This is a genomic window from Mucilaginibacter humi (genome assembly GCF_013087555.1).
The window spans coordinates 26,375-40,687 of record NZ_JABFCR010000007.1; the positions used below are offsets into that span (position 1 = coordinate 26,375).

Below are 14,313 nucleotides of genomic sequence, written 5' to 3' on the forward strand. Positions count from 1 at the left end.
CATAACCCAAATGCTCAAACATACGGCGCACAATGCGGTTTTTGCCACTATGGATCTGTACGCCAACTTCTCTTTTGTGCCACCCGTTACATAGGATACCGAATCCGGCTTTATCGGGCCGTCTTCCAGCTCCGGCCAAACAATAATTTATTCAGATCGCCCTGCGCCAGGCTTTTGCTTAACTCTACATGGTACAGTTTAGTAATGTTGCTGCGCGGATGTGAAAGTTTATCAGCCAGGTCACCATCATTGGTCATTAATAACAAACCGGTAGTGTTACGGTCCAAACGACCGATGGGGTAGATGCGCTCACGGCTGGCTTTTTCAACCAGGTGCATTACTGTGCGGCGCTCCTGTGGGTCGTCGGTAGTAGTAATATAATCCTTTGGTTTGTTTAATAACACGTAAACGTTCTTTTCGCGTTTCAGGGTTTCGCCGTTGTAACGGATCTCGTCTTTCATCGGGTCAACCTTCAAACCAAGCTCGTTAACTACCACACCGTTTACAGATACAACACCTGCGGTAATCAGTTCATCAGCCTTACGGCGAGAGCAGATCCCTGCGTTAGCTATATAACGGTTCAAACGGATCAATCCGTCATCTTCGGCTTTTTTGGTTGGTTTTTTCGCACGTAATGTTTTTATAGGTGCATCACGGTCGCGGGTTATTTTGTCGTAAGTTGGCTTACGCGCTGGTCTATCGTCTGATTTAAATTCGCCCCTTACCGGTTTTGAGCTGGTAAACTTGCGCTCGCCCGCCGGTCTGTCAGTGCTGCCGAAACTTGCAGGGTTTCTTTTTGGCTTATCACCAAAATCAGCGCCTTTGGGTTTCCGGTTGAATGTGCCTTCGCTTCCAAAATTCTTCTTCGGGCGGTCATCACCACCCTCACGGCTGCCGTAGGGCTTGCTCCGCGGTGCGAAATCCTTCTTATCGGTACCAAAGCTTTTTCTTGGGCGCTCATTGTCTCCACCTTCTGATGGGCGGCCGGTATATGGTTTACTGCGTGGTGTAAAGCTTTTTTTGTCGCTACCGGCTTCGCTGCCATAGCTTCTTTTTGGCCTGTCTTCATCACTACCGGTTGGGCGACCGGAGTAAGGTTTTTTAGGACCGAAACTTTTTTATCGGCTGCGCCGGGTGAAAACGAACTCCGCTCGGCAGCAGGGCCGCTTGAGTATCTTTTTTAGTTCCGTCATTACCGGGTTTATCCGCGCCTTTTGGAGACTTTGCACGGGGGAAGAAGATCGTTTATTATCGCCACCTTTTGAGGGTCCGTTTGATCTGCCATTCCTGTCGTCGCGACTGTTTGTTGGTCTTTTAAATACCATAGTTTTTTTGTTTGCGCTTTCGCAGCGTGAGGGTCAAAAGTACGGTTTTTGGGGCGATTTTTATCGATTTTTTCATTTTTTTTTCAGCGGTCTAAAAACCGCGTTTAAACCACTTTAAAGCTCGATTTTTCGCCTATTTTAAAAACTCAAAACACTAAGGGGGTCATAAGTGTTTGACAATCTGCTTCGTATAACTTACCTTTGCACAGCATTTACCAAAATGAATCGTTCTATGAATACAAAAAAAATGATTAACAAACACTTAATTACGTGCTCCGTAATCCTTGTGCTGGCTATCATTTTCAAGCTTAACATTTGCAGCACTTCGGTTCCAAAAACCGGGGCAAAAATAAGCCCCCGCATCTCTAATTATATCGCTTACCATACCGATAATGCAAATGATTACAGCTTCGCTAATGAGGCAATTCCTGTTAACAATGCAGTGTACCGAAAAGTCAATAATTCTATAAAACGGCACTCTTACAAGCATGTTCAATCACACATCCTGCAACGCAAAGCCGATAAATTATTTCCAATTATCGAGCCAATTCTGAAACTTTACGGCATTCCAGAAGATTTTAAGTATTTGCCGTTGGTAGAGTCGGGCTTAAATGAGGGAACCTCGCCAAAAGGCGCCCGTGGATTATGGCAGTTTATGCCGGGTACCGCGCGTACTTACGGATTAAAAGTTGGACACGGGGTTGATGAACGCCTTAATATACGCAAGGCAACTATTGCTGCCTGCCGTTACATTAAAGAACTACACGGCGAGTTTAAAAGCTGGACCTTAGCCGCAGCGGCTTACAACAATGGCTCTATTAAATTAGCCAAAGCCATCCGTACGCAAAGCGAAGACAATTATTTTAGGATGAAACTAAACCGCGAAACCGGAAGTTATGTTTACAATTTAATTGCCATGAAGGCAATTATTGATAACCCTGAAAAATATGGCTACAACAATTACTACAGCTATTTACAGCCTAAAAGTTTATTAACATACAATAACACATTGCTGTAAATTTTTATTACGGAGCACTAAACAGCCCGGCTTGTCCAGATGACAGGTCGGGCTTTTTTATTTATATTTGCAAAAATTTTTAGCATTTTAACATTGCTGAAAACCAACCCCATTTGTTGGGGTTTAAATAGCACTATTAAATACATGAGCGAAAAACATATAGACCTGGGCGAGCAAAGCGAAGTTGAAGTTTACGGCGCGCGGGTACATAATTTAAAAACATTGACGTTTCTTTCCCGCGCAACCAACTGGTTGTTATTACCGGTTTAAGCGGCAGTGGTAAATCATCTTTAGCGTTTGATACTATCTATGCCGAGGGACAGCGACGTTACATGGAAACATTTTCGGCCTACTCGCGCCAGTTTATGGGCGGTATGGAGCGGCCGGATGTTGATAAGGTATCAGGCCTTAGCCCGGTTATCGCTATCGAACAAAAAACCACCAGTAAAAACCCTCGGTCGACCGTTGGTACCATTACCGAGATCTATGACTTTATGCGTTTGCTTTTTGCCCGCACCGGCGAAGCTTATAGCTATGTAAGTGGCGAAAAATGGAGCGCATGAGCGAGGACCAGATCCTGAAAACCATCTTGGAGCGGTTTGACGGCCAACCGGTAAATATCCTTGCACCCGTTGTTAAGGCGCGTAAAGGTCATTACCGCGAGTTGTTTGAGCAGATTCGCAAGCAAGGCTATTTAAAAGTTTGGATTGATGGCGCCATTGCTGATGTGGAGCCTAAAATGCAGCTGGATCGTTATAAAATTCACGATATTGATATTGTTGTTGACAGATTGGTTGTAGATGCAAAAGACACCAAAAGATTATACACTTCTATACAAGCGGCGTTAAAGATCGCCAAAGGCATTATCCGCATAGGCGATAAAGATAATAACGTAGCTTATTTTAGTAAATATTTAATGGACCCTGTTTCGGGCATCTCTTACGATGAGCCGCAGCCAAATACATTTTCATTTAACTCGCCCTACGGCGCCTGCGAAAAATGTAACGGCCACGGGTTATATTTTTGAGGTCGATGAGGCATCGGTTATTCCTAATCCAAAACTAAGCATCCTTGCTGGCGGCCTTGCACCTTTGGGCGAGTTTCGCGAAACGTGGATCTTCCGGTGTTAAAAGCCCCGGCTAAAAAGTTTGATTTCTCGCTATCAACCCCGATAGAAAAATTGGAGAAAGATAAGCTGGATATTATTTTGAACGGGACCAACGAAATGGTAACAGTTTCTGTTGAGTATAATAAATGGAATGTTCAAAGCTACCAGATAACGTTCGATGGTATCATTCGGATGCTGGAAGAGCAGCAGGAACGCCGCGGCGACGAAGGTATGGACGATATGGAAAACTATCGCGTGCTTAAAACCTGCCCAACCTGCGATGGCGCAAGGTTGAAAAAGAATCACTCCATTTTAAGGTCGACGGTAAAAATATTTTCGAGCTGGCCATAATGGATATCAATACCCTGCAGGACTGGTTCGAAAACCGGAGGATAGGCTATCCGAGCGCCAGAACGTCATCGCCAAAGAGATTTTAAAAGAGATCCGCGCCCGTATTGTGTTTTTGATGGATGTGGGCCTGAGCTATTTAACGCTTGATCGTACTGCCAAAACATTATCAGGCGGCGAGGCGCAACGCATCCGCTTAGCTACGCAGATTGGTTCGCAATTAATGAATGTAATGTACATCCTGGATGAGCCAAGCATCGGCCTGCACCAACGCGATAATGAGCGCCTGATAAATGCCTTAAAAACCTGCGCGACCTGGGCAATACCGTGTTGGTTGTGGAGCATGATAAGGACATGATCCGGAAGCCGACCACGTTATTGATATGGGCCCGGCAGCCGGTGTACACGGCGGCACTATCGTTGCGCAGGGCACACCAAAGGAGTTGATGGGTAGCGAAACGCTTACTACATCATATATCAACGGTAAAAAAGAAATTGCTATCCCTAAAAAGCGCCGTGAGGGTAACGGCAAAGTGCTCTCGCTAAAGAAAGCAACCGGCCATAATTTAAAGAAAGTAAGTGTTGATTTCCCGTTAGGTAAGCTGATAGGCATTACCGGAGTATCCGGCAGTGGTAAATCAAGTTTGATAACCGAGACATTATACCCTATATTAAACCATCACTTCTTCAGGGCGAAGAAACACCCCTTGCCTTATGAGAAGATTGAGGGGTTAGAAAACATTGACAAGGTAATTGAGATAGACCAAACCGCTATTGGCCGTACGCCACGTTCAAACCCGGCTACCTATACCGGCGTGTTTTCTGATATTCGCAATCTTTATGTGGCTTTGCCTGAGTCGCGCATACGGGGTTATAAACCGGGGCGCTTCTCGTTTAACGTAAAGGGTGGCCGTTGCGAAACCTGCCGGGGCGCGGGCATGAAGGTTATTGAAATGAACTTTTTGCCGGATGTACAAGTGCCTTGTGAAGAATGCGGTGGCCGCAGATATAACCGCGAGACTTTAGAGGTGCGCTACAAAGGTAAATCAATAAGCGATGTGTTGGACATGAGTATTGAAGATGCCGTGCCGTTTTTGAACACATTCCATCCATCTACCGTAAAGTAAAAACCTTGCTGGATGTTGGTTTGGGCTACATCACCCTTGGGCAATCTTCGACTACGTTATCAGGCGGCGAGGCCCAGCGGGTTAAATTGGCTACTGAGCTTTCTAAAAAAGATACCGGCAATACCTTCTATATATTGGATGAGCCGACAACCGGTTTACATTTCGAAGATATTAATGTATTATTAGGCGTATTATACCAATTAGTCGATAAAGGCAATACCGTTTTAGTTATAGAGCATAACCTCGGATGTTATCAAGGTAGTTGACCATGTGATTGATCTTGGGCCTGAAGGAGGCTCAGGTGGTGGGAATATCCTGTTCTCTGGCACACCTGAAGGTTTATGTAAAGTGAAGAGCAGCTTTACCGGTCAGTTTTTGAAGAAGGAAATGGGATTGTAAACAGACTTCATCAAAACAAAACCACTTAAAATTTGTACCCTATACCGGGCAAGCTAATAGCTTGCCCGCTTTTTTGTAACATTGCACAAAAAATATTCACCGTTTGACCGCTGTCGCTAAGAAATTATTCTCATACTTTTTAAAAGCCGCCCTTTTGGTTTTGGCTTTTGTGTTTATTTACCACCAGTATTTAACCAAAGGCGATAATTTAAAACAGTTTCAAATCGCGGTTAACCGGCTAAGTCACCAACATGTTATTGTTATCATGTCTGTGGTGGTGTTTTTAATGCTTGCCAATTGGCTGGTAGAGTGTTTAAAATGGCAGCACCTAACCCGCCGCCTTGCCCCCATTAGTTTATGGAAAGCTATAGAAGGGGTTTTTTGCGGTCTTACCGGGCCGTATTCACCCCCAACCGCATTGGCGAATATGGTGGCCGCGTAATGTTTTTGCCGCCGCGTAAACGCATCCATGGTGTATTTGCAATGGCCGTTGGCTCGTTTGGGCAAAACGTAATTACCAATGTGCTGGGTGCCGGTGCTTTATTATGGTTTTGCTACTCGTTTTTAAATCTTAGTGTTTGGGTATTAAGCGTAATAACCATCTTCGGGGTGATATTTATGGGCCTTTTCCTGGTGCTATATTTTAATATCAAATGGCTGGTAAAACTACTAAACGGCATATCGTTTCTTAAAAAGTATCACCGGTTCTTTGATATTATGGGTACATATACCTTTGCAGAACTTAGAGACATTATGTGCTTTTGCTTAACCGGGTTCTTTATTTTCTCTTTTCAATATTATCTGGTCATACATTTGCTGGTGCCCGAAATACCTTTTTATGATGTAGTACTAATGGTGTTTATTGTATTCTTTGTACAATCGGCATTGCCCTCGCTTGATCTGTTAGACGTACCGGTGCGCGCAACCGCGGCAGCTACCGTTTTTGCCTATGCAACAGGGCAACAAATAGCTATAATTGCTGCATTTAGTTCTATTTGGCTTATAAACTTAATTATTCCCGCTATTTTAGGGTCGGTGTTTATATTTAAACTTAAATTCTTTGATCGTAACGTATAGTATAATTTGTTCGGTTTTTACAGCAGGTTACTTATTGCTGGTGCTATACTTTATAAAAGGATGGACCAATCTTAAGCAGCCCGAAATTAAAGCCGATGGCTATGTCACCAAAGTAACGGTAATGGTAGCCGCCCGTAATGAACAGGAGCGGATACGTTATACTATCGAAGATATCCTGGCGCAGGATTACCCCAAACACCTCACCGAAATTATTATTGTCGACGACCACTCCACTGACCGAACCTCCGAGATTATTAGCAGTTATGCCGACCGCGGGGTCAAGCTATTACAACTTAACGAAGCGCAACCCTTAAACTCCTATAAGAAAAAGCTATTGCCAAAGCCATCAGTATTTCAACCGGCGACTTAATGGTAGCTACTGATGCCGATTGCCGTATGGGCACAAAATGGCTGTCATCCATTGTCGGGTATTATGAGGTTAATGATGTGGTGATGATCTCATCGCCGGTAAATTTCTTTGAAGAAAAAGTTTGTTCGAGCGCATGCAAACGCTTGAGTTTTCCTTCCTGATAGGCGTTGGCGCGGCATTTATTGGGAACGGGCGGGCATCAACCTGCAACGGCGCCAACTTTGCCTATCGCAAAGATACGTTTTACGAAGTAGGCGGCTTTACCGGCATTGATGAGCTGGCATCGGGCGATGACGAGCTGCTGCTGCAAAAAGTAGCCGAGCGCTTCCCGGGCAAAATTGGCTTTTTGAAATTCCGCGATGCTATTGTTTACACTCATGCCAAATACAATTTAAAAGAGTTTTTGCAGCAACGCAGGCGCTGGGCATCAAAATCAACTAAATACAAAGACAAAAAGGTAATAGCGGTGGCAATATTTATGTGGATGTTTAACATGACCATGCTGGTAAACGTGGCGCTGGGCTTTTTAATATCGCCTTCTTTAAGATCTTTCTTTTCCAGTTCGGGTTAAAATATTTGGTAGAGTTGGTGTACCTTGCGTTGATCTGCTCGTTTTTTAAACGTACAGGGCTGTTGTTGCTGCTGATAATAGTAGCGCCTGTGCATATGATCTACTGGCCTACCCGGCCCTAATGGGCACTACCCGCAAATACCATTGGAAAGGCAGGATGGTTAAATAAGCCGTTGTTTGTACTATAATACCCATCATTTAAATCTCATAATCATTATAATCTACGGGGCCAACATTGTCAATCCACCCATTTTACACGATATTTAACCAACGGAACTTAAACAGCAGAATTAACACCCACACAGCGCACATGGAAAGCTTTTAAACGCAATAAGTTTGCTGTTGCGGGGTTGCTGTTCATTATATTTTCGGTAGTGGTGGCTATACTGGGCTACTTGATAATGCCAGATTCCACCCCGTTGGCCAATAACCAAACCATCCAGCTCAGCATTAAAAAACCCGGCACCCGGTTTATGATGCTCCGCTTAAAAAAGACCGAACCTGTTGATACGGTAAACCTGTTTACCAAAATGCTTTATGGCCAGCCCGATTTTTACCGCGAAATACCTATTAACGGCTATAAATTAACCAACAACACCGTCACGGTGGATGAATATATAGGAGATGAGGACAGGCCCGAAAAAAAAACTTACACACTACCTGCCAATGTAATCGCTCAAGGTCCGTCAGCTTACATCACCCACCGTACGTACTTATTGGGTAGCGATGTATATGGCCGCGATATGCTGAGCCGGTTGATGTTAGGTGCCCGCATTTCGTTATCGGTAGGGTTAATGGCGGTTATCATCAGTTTGTTAACAGGCGTTACCATTGGCGCCATTGCAGGCTATTTTGGCGGCTGGATAGACGCCGCTTTAAGCTGGTTAATGAATATCCTTTGGGCGCTGCCGTCTTTATTGTTGGTTATTGCCATCTCGTTCGCATTAGGTAAAGGTTTATGGCAGATCTTTATTGCCGTTGGTATATCTATGTGGGTTGAAGTGGCCCGTTTGGTACGCGGCCGGTGCTCAGCATTAAACAAACCGAATATATTGAAGCCGCCCGATCATTAGGCTATAATAATCTCCGCATCATCCGCAGGCATATCTTGCCTAACATTGCCGGGCCAATTTTGGTTATGGCATCATCAAATTTTGCCGCCGCGATACTGTTAGAAGCAGGGTTGAGTTTCCTTGGATTTGGCGCCCAGCCACCAATGCCTACGGGGCAGTATGATCAAGGAACATTACGGTTATATCATCATGGATTCGGCCTATTTATCTATCATACCGGGCCTGGCTATAATGCTGATTGTCTATGCATTTAACCCGGTGACAGTAGGCTTAAGAGACGCTTTTGATATTAAATCGGCAAATACACGCATTTAAATTATATTTTTTACATAATTTAGTCACTCTGAGAACCAATATGCAAAATACTGGCCCGTCGTCTGGTGAGGACGAATTAATCAGGTTACTGCTAAAAAGACAGTCCGAGTTAAACTCTTTATTAGAGGTAACCCGTGCTATTAACAAAAATGCTGCAACAGCGGTGTTGATCCAGATGCTTGAGGTAATTTTGCAGAATTATCTGCAGGTGGGCACTTTCCGGTTTTTAATTGAGAAGGATGGCACTTATGCCTGTATCTCAAAATACGGCGGCGAGATAGAGACGATAGGCGTATTAAATAAGGCTTGTGCTACATTAAGCAAGGTTAAATCGCCCGAATCGTTAGCCGGAAATACTAACCCCACTCTTAAAAATTACGATTACTTTATCCCCATATATCATAAAAGTAAGGCGCTGGCTTTTGCGCTGATAGGCAACTTCAACACCTCGGGCGAGATGCTGAACAACGACCTTAACTTTATCCAAACCATGATAAACGTGGTTGTGGTGGCTTTGGAGAATAAAAAGCTTTTCCGCGAAAGGCTGCAAACCGAGCGTTTGCAGCGCGAAATGGAGCTGGCTGCCGAGGTGCAGAATATGCTGATACCCTTGCGGATGCACAAGGACGAAAGCGTGGAGATTGGCGCCAAATACCTGCCCCACCAAAATATCGGCGGCGATTATTATGATTTTATCCGCCTGAATGATCACGAGTTTTTATGGTGCATTGCCGATGTATCCGGCAAGGGCGTATCGGCAGCGTTACTGATGGCCAATTTCAGGCAAGCCTTCACGCGTGGTCGGCAGTGGAAGATGATTTGACCAACATTATTGATCGCCTTAATCAAAAAGTAGTATCAAACACCCGGGGCGAGCGGTTTATCACCCTGTTTATTGCCAAATACAACGAACGAACACGCAAGCTTAACTATATAAACGCGGGGCATAATGCCACGATCTTATACTCGGAAGGTGAAGCCATACCTCTTAAGCTGGGCACCACCATGATAGGCGCGTTTGAAGAATTACCCTTTTTAAATGAGGGCGAAATAGATATTGAGCCCGGCAGCCTATTGGTTAATTATACCGATGGCCTGCTTGATTTTGAGGCTAATGGTGATAAGGTTTGGAACGAAGAGGGCTTGATGGACTTTGTTTTAGAAAATGGTGAGCTGCCGCCCGATGCCTTTAACCAGCTGCTGATGGACCACTTAAACGTGGGCATAAAAGGCCGGCCCATTGATGATATTACCATATTGACGTTGCGGATATTTTAAAGTTTCCCCTAAAAACACGGAAGCCTGATCTGAAAGAAACCGCCGGCGGGCTATATAGCTTTGAGGGCCGGTAAGTTTGTTGTAACATTATAGTTTTTGTCTTGTCTTGTAATAAACTACCCAATATAACCATGTTTTATCTGAGAGCAGGATTGCTTTTAAGCTTTATTATCAGTTTAACCACCCTTAAGGCACAACCCGTAAAACCCGCCGATCATGGGTTAAAAGAATTTACTTTGAAAGATGTAAAACTTGGGGTTATACGGTTTTATGTAGATACTGTAAATATTAAAAAGAAAAAGCCCTTTTTTATTGAAATTAACGGAAGCGGCGGCTTACCGTTGTGTATCTTTATCAAAGGCAAAGGGTTCGGGAGCATTTACAATACGTCGAACGAGCAACTCCGGGCGGCCACACAAAAAGACTTTCATTATATCATCCTGGGCAAACCAGGCACCCTATTTTGTGATACAATAAAAACCAATGACGATGCAACACACTTTGACGCGCACCGGCTTATTGCCAACTATAAATTTTCGGCCGAATACACAAAACAACTTAGTTTAAACTGGCGTGTAGCCGCAACAAAAAAGGTGATAACTTACCTAATTAATAAAGGATATTGGGACGGAACAAAAATTGCTGCCTATGGGTATTCAGAAGGTGGACAGGTGGTGCCATCGCTGGCTGTTGCCGATAAACGGATAACCCATGTTATTGATGTGGTTGGAAGCGGCTTAAACCAGTTTTATGACGGCATAATGGCCTGGCGTGTAAAAGCGGCAAAAGGCGAAATTACCCAGCAACAAGCTCAGGACAGTATTGCTATTGAATTAAAAAGGATCAAAGACATCTACGCAAACCCCAATAATACACGGCTTGAATATTTGGGGCATAGTTATAAAAGATGGGCCAGTTTTGGGCTTAATCCCCCGTTTGAGAAGTTGCGCATGCTCAATATCCCTATTTATATGATCGTTGCCACCGCGGATGAAAGTTCGCCTATATATGGCCTTGATTATGTACAACTGGATTTTATCCGGCTGGGAAAGAAAAATTTAACTTACGAACCCTGTGTTGGGTGTGATCATTATCTTAATAACCCCGATGCCGATAAATCGAAAGCTCACACAGATTACAACGCTAAAGTATTGAAATGGTTGAGTAGATAACCCCTGTTGATAACTCCCTAAAAACACCTCGCTTTAAAATAATAATTTTGTGTTACACGTTTAAGGTCAAATGTTATTAGCCAGATATCAGCACGAATTTATTGAAGCAGGCTGCGACGAAGCCGGTCGTGGTTGCTGGCGGGGCCCGTATTTGCCGCCGCGGTTATTTTGCCGCCTGATTTTGAACACGAGCTGTTAAACGATTCAAAACTTATCCCGGAAGAATTGCGCTATACCCTGCGTACCGAGATCGAACAAAAAGCCATTGCCTATGCCGTTGCATCATGCGATAGCCTGGAGATAGACGATATCAATATCCTGAATGCATCGTTTTTGGCTATGCACCGCGCTATCGAAAAACTACACCTTACTCCGCAGTTTTTAATTATCGACGGTAACCGCTTTAATAAACATCCCACCATACCCCATGCCTGCGTTGTAAAAGGCGACAGCAAATATTTAAGCATTGCCGCGGCATCTATCTTAGCCAAAACCTACCGCGACGATTATATGAAGCAGATAGCTGCCGAGCATCCCGAGTACGACTGGCACAGCAATAAAGGGTACGCCACTTTAAAACACCGGCAAACTATTATGCAGCATGGCTACACCCCTTATCACCGCCGCTCGTTCACCGTCAGTTTTGAAAGTGATGGGGTAATGATAGAGGTGATTGAATAATCTTTTTTAACCATTTCACGCGATGTGAGACCTGTTATAGCTAATACTTGTCGATAGTTTAAGCTTTAGCAAAGACAACCAAGCGACTGGTAATGCAAACATTGGCTTACTCCGCCATTCCAACAATAATCTTATCCAGATTATGCAGGTACCTGCGGCCCGTTTTCAGATCCATCATGGATGTCATTTGCAGGCTTTCCTTCATAGCGGAGGTTTTAACACCATTCTTCTCCATCAGGATATATACATGGTTACCCACCTCGGTATTGTATAACTCGTTCGAGGAGTAAACAACTTTGTAACCGTCGGCAGCAACAAATACAAAATATAGCGTACTTAATAATTTGGGGCTGCCTACATCAAATTGGGTATGGCTTAAAACATCTTTTATTAATATGCCCTTTAGCTTATCGTCCTCATGCTTAAAAACGCCGGTATGGTCGGTAATTTTAATATCGCCAATAGTTTGTATGGTGTATTGTTTCAGGCTGTCCATGGTTATAACAGAACCTTTTTTAACCTTCCCGCCAATACTAAACTGATTAGTCGGTTTAACGGTTTCCTGCGCGAAGGCTACAGATGTGCAAAAACTCAGGAGCAATAAAATCTTTTTCATTATTGGATGTTTACTGCTCCTAAGTTAAATATTTGACCGCTTTTACAGCACGTTTAATATAGATTGTATAGACGCTCGGTTGCGGTAGTCCTTATCAAAATGTACAAATATCAGCTTGCCGTCTTTCCCAATAACATAAGTTGCAGGCACAGGCAGCATATGGTCGGTGTTGCCGTTATTAGCCTCCAGGTCTATCCCGTAGCCTTTGTATTTGGTAACCATACCGGGGTCCATTACATAATTAACATCGTAGGCTTTCATAATGGCATATCCTTTATCAGACACCATTGAGAACGACGCATGGGTTTTGCCTACCGTTTTATCAAGGTTTTCTTTCGTTTCGGGCGTTACGCCAACTACATAAGCACCCTTGCCGGTTAACAGTTGTAAAGAGTCCTGTAATTGCTGGATTTGTTTATTGCAATACGGGCACCATTGGCCACGGTAAAAGAAAAGCACTACCGCTTTATTAGTTTTTAACAGCTTTTTTAAATTAAGCTTTTTGCCGTGATTATCTGTAGCGGTAAATGCCGGGGCAACATCACCTTTTTTAAGGCCGGCCTGTGCAAATATCGCATTAGTGCTTAATAGAAATAAAGCTACCAGTATTATCTTTTTCATGTTGTGAGTTATAAATAGTTAAGCAAAGCGGGAGGTGCGCTCCCGCTTATCAGTTTACATTTTTTTCATTTTACCGGCATCCTTCTTCATCATCTTGCCGTCTTTCATCTTCATTTTGGAATCCATCTTATCCATCTTTTTGTCCATTTTCTTATCCATTTTAGACATCTTATCCATTTTGCCGGTGTCTTTTTTTGTTTGATATGGAACTGCCGCCCGCGCTGATAAAGAAACGCCAATAATGATTGTACCCGCTACCGGGATTTTTGAAATGATTGCTTTCATGTTTTTTGTGTTTGGTTTTTATGTGTTGTTTTGGGCTTAGTCGCAGGCAAACCACAAACCTTACAGCAAAATCAATTTTTATTTAATTCTACATCAATGCGCTGTTGCAGTTCCTGTTTAAAGCTATCTTCAAGATGCGCTTCAGCATTGGTACTGCTCCTGAAAAGCTGCTGAACCATTTTATTAATTATAGTGCTTTGCTTCTCAAATATGCGACAAACCGAGCAGCCATACAGGTGGATCCGCAGTTCTATCTTTTCGCGCAGGGTAAGGCGGTCTATCAGCTTTTTTCAATTAAAAAAGTGGCGCGCTTACAGTTGTATCTGATTTTTTTATCGGGCCCATTTTAAATCCATGTTTTTTGAAGGCAAGCCCTCAGGTTAAGTTTTGTACGGTGAATAATTACCCAAAAATTGGAGTCGCTAACTTTAAGTTCGGCACATATGGTGTTTGTTGGCTGGTCTTCCATATGTTTCATGGTAAAAACAGCCAGCCATAATGCCGGTAGTTTTTGCATACAGTGCTGCAGTACTTTGTTAAACTCTTTATTATACAGCGGGTCATTATCTTCAACACCAAATTGCCGCGGATAAGTTTCTTCTTTCCAATGGCCCACATCATCAAAAAATCCAGGTCGGGCTGGCGCTCAATTTTAGCATCGATGTTTGCAAGGCCCGATGATCGCTTACGATATACATCCACGATCTTATTTTTCAGGATGGCGGTTAACCATGTTCGCTCGGTGCTTTTGCCTTCAAACTTGCCGGCCCTTTCTAACGCGGCTAAAAACACTTCCTGCACCAGGTCGCGCGCCTGCTCCTCGTCGCTTATGCGGCTTATCGCGTAAGCATATAAATAATCGGCATGGTTGTCTACCCATTTATGCGGGTTTAGTACAGGTTGGGCTAACATTTTATTATTACGTTGTT

16 protein-coding genes and 3 pseudogenes are annotated in these 14,313 nt (G+C 43.6%); 13 read left to right on the forward strand and 6 right to left on the reverse strand.

The features are described 5' to 3' along the window. Positions 1–110: 110 nt before the first annotated feature. Entirely contained in the window at positions 111–593 is a 483-nt protein-coding gene (locus HK413_RS20525; protein ID WP_317169209.1) for a pseudouridine synthase, read from the reverse strand. Between the two features lie 128 nt (positions 594–721). Continuing rightward, positions 722–1,069 carry a hypothetical protein gene (locus tag HK413_RS20530; RefSeq protein ID WP_317169210.1) on the reverse strand — a complete coding sequence of 116 codons (348 nt, stop codon included), beginning with the start codon at positions 1,067–1,069 and terminating at the stop codon, positions 722–724. Between the two features lie 542 nt (positions 1,070–1,611). Between HK413_RS20530 and HK413_RS02395 the strand changes: the two genes are divergently transcribed. The 13 genes and pseudogenes from HK413_RS02395 to HK413_RS02430 all read left to right on the forward strand — a co-directional run bounded on the left by HK413_RS02395 (position 1,612) and on the right by HK413_RS02430 (position 11,862). Beyond that, positions 1,612–2,343 carry a lytic transglycosylase domain-containing protein gene (locus HK413_RS02395; RefSeq protein ID WP_317169211.1) on the forward strand — a complete coding sequence of 244 codons (732 nt, stop codon included), beginning with the start codon at positions 1,612–1,614 and terminating at the stop codon, positions 2,341–2,343. A gap of 144 nt (positions 2,344–2,487) precedes the next feature. After that, a pseudogene (uvrA, locus tag HK413_RS02400) lies at positions 2,488–5,325 on the forward strand (excinuclease ABC subunit UvrA). Between the two features lie 160 nt (positions 5,326–5,485). Next, positions 5,486–5,767 carry a hypothetical protein gene (locus HK413_RS16210; RefSeq protein WP_246229548.1) on the forward strand — a complete coding sequence of 94 codons (282 nt, stop codon included), beginning with the start codon at positions 5,486–5,488 and terminating at the stop codon, positions 5,765–5,767. Next, complete coding sequence (locus tag HK413_RS02405; protein ID WP_246229549.1) at positions 5,767–6,402, forward strand: transient-receptor-potential channel family protein; 636 nt, start codon at positions 5,767–5,769, stop codon at positions 6,400–6,402. Before HK413_RS16210 ends, HK413_RS02405 begins: the two co-directional genes overlap by 1 nt. A gap of 40 nt (positions 6,403–6,442) precedes the next feature. Beyond that, a complete protein-coding gene (locus tag HK413_RS19080) occupies positions 6,443–6,772 on the forward strand; it encodes a glycosyltransferase (protein ID WP_317169222.1) in 330 nt (109 codons plus the stop codon). Then, the gene (locus tag HK413_RS19085) at positions 6,772–6,933 is read left to right on the forward strand and encodes a hypothetical protein (protein WP_262886743.1); all 162 of its coding nucleotides are present in this window, start codon (positions 6,772–6,774) and stop codon (positions 6,931–6,933) included. The genes HK413_RS19080 and HK413_RS19085 overlap by 1 nt, the downstream gene beginning before the upstream one ends. Next, positions 6,906–7,343 carry a glycosyltransferase family 2 protein gene (locus HK413_RS16220; RefSeq protein WP_246229550.1) on the forward strand — a complete coding sequence of 146 codons (438 nt, stop codon included), beginning with the start codon at positions 6,906–6,908 and terminating at the stop codon, positions 7,341–7,343. The genes HK413_RS19085 and HK413_RS16220 overlap by 28 nt, the downstream gene beginning before the upstream one ends. A 305-nt stretch (positions 7,344–7,648) precedes the next feature. Next, positions 7,649–8,520: pseudogene (locus tag HK413_RS02415) on the forward strand (ABC transporter permease); the annotation flags it as partial. 55 nt (positions 8,521–8,575) lie between these two features. After that, positions 8,576–8,731, forward strand: a complete 156-nt coding sequence (locus HK413_RS16230; RefSeq protein ID WP_246229563.1) for a hypothetical protein — start codon at positions 8,576–8,578, stop codon at positions 8,729–8,731. A gap of 40 nt (positions 8,732–8,771) precedes the next feature. Continuing rightward, positions 8,772–9,554, forward strand: coding sequence for a PP2C family protein-serine/threonine phosphatase (locus tag HK413_RS20535; protein ID WP_317169212.1), 783 nt, complete (start codon positions 8,772–8,774; stop codon positions 9,552–9,554). Then, on the forward strand, positions 9,539–10,009 hold the full coding sequence (locus HK413_RS16235; protein ID WP_317169213.1) for a PP2C family protein-serine/threonine phosphatase: 471 nt from the start codon (positions 9,539–9,541) through the stop codon (positions 10,007–10,009). The genes HK413_RS20535 and HK413_RS16235 overlap by 16 nt, the downstream gene beginning before the upstream one ends. A gap of 131 nt (positions 10,010–10,140) precedes the next feature. Then, positions 10,141–11,181 (forward strand): alpha/beta hydrolase family protein, encoded by a 1,041-nt coding sequence (locus HK413_RS02425; RefSeq protein WP_175269007.1) that lies wholly within the window; start codon positions 10,141–10,143, stop codon positions 11,179–11,181. A 70-nt stretch (positions 11,182–11,251) separates the two neighbouring features. Continuing rightward, positions 11,252–11,862, forward strand: a pseudogene (locus HK413_RS02430) (ribonuclease HII). A 106-nt stretch (positions 11,863–11,968) separates the two neighbouring features. On the opposite strand, the gene HK413_RS02435 reads toward HK413_RS02430, so the two are convergent. The 4 genes from HK413_RS02435 to HK413_RS02455 all read right to left on the reverse strand — a co-directional run bounded on the left by HK413_RS02435 (position 11,969) and on the right by HK413_RS02455 (position 14,296). Next, a complete protein-coding gene (locus HK413_RS02435; RefSeq protein ID WP_175269008.1) occupies positions 11,969–12,478 on the reverse strand; it encodes a molybdopterin-binding protein in 510 nt (169 codons plus the stop codon). Positions 12,479–12,520: 42 nt separating this feature from the next. Beyond that, positions 12,521–13,099: a redoxin domain-containing protein gene (locus tag HK413_RS02440; protein ID WP_175269009.1), complete on the reverse strand. Its 579-nt coding sequence runs from the start codon at positions 13,097–13,099 to the stop codon at positions 12,521–12,523. Between the two features lie 54 nt (positions 13,100–13,153). Then, complete coding sequence (locus HK413_RS02445; RefSeq protein WP_175269010.1) at positions 13,154–13,384, reverse strand: hypothetical protein; 231 nt, start codon at positions 13,382–13,384, stop codon at positions 13,154–13,156. Positions 13,385–13,858: 474 nt separating this feature from the next. Next, positions 13,859–14,296: an RNA polymerase sigma factor gene (locus tag HK413_RS02455; protein WP_246229552.1), complete on the reverse strand. Its 438-nt coding sequence runs from the start codon at positions 14,294–14,296 to the stop codon at positions 13,859–13,861. Positions 14,297–14,313 lie beyond the last annotated feature (17 nt).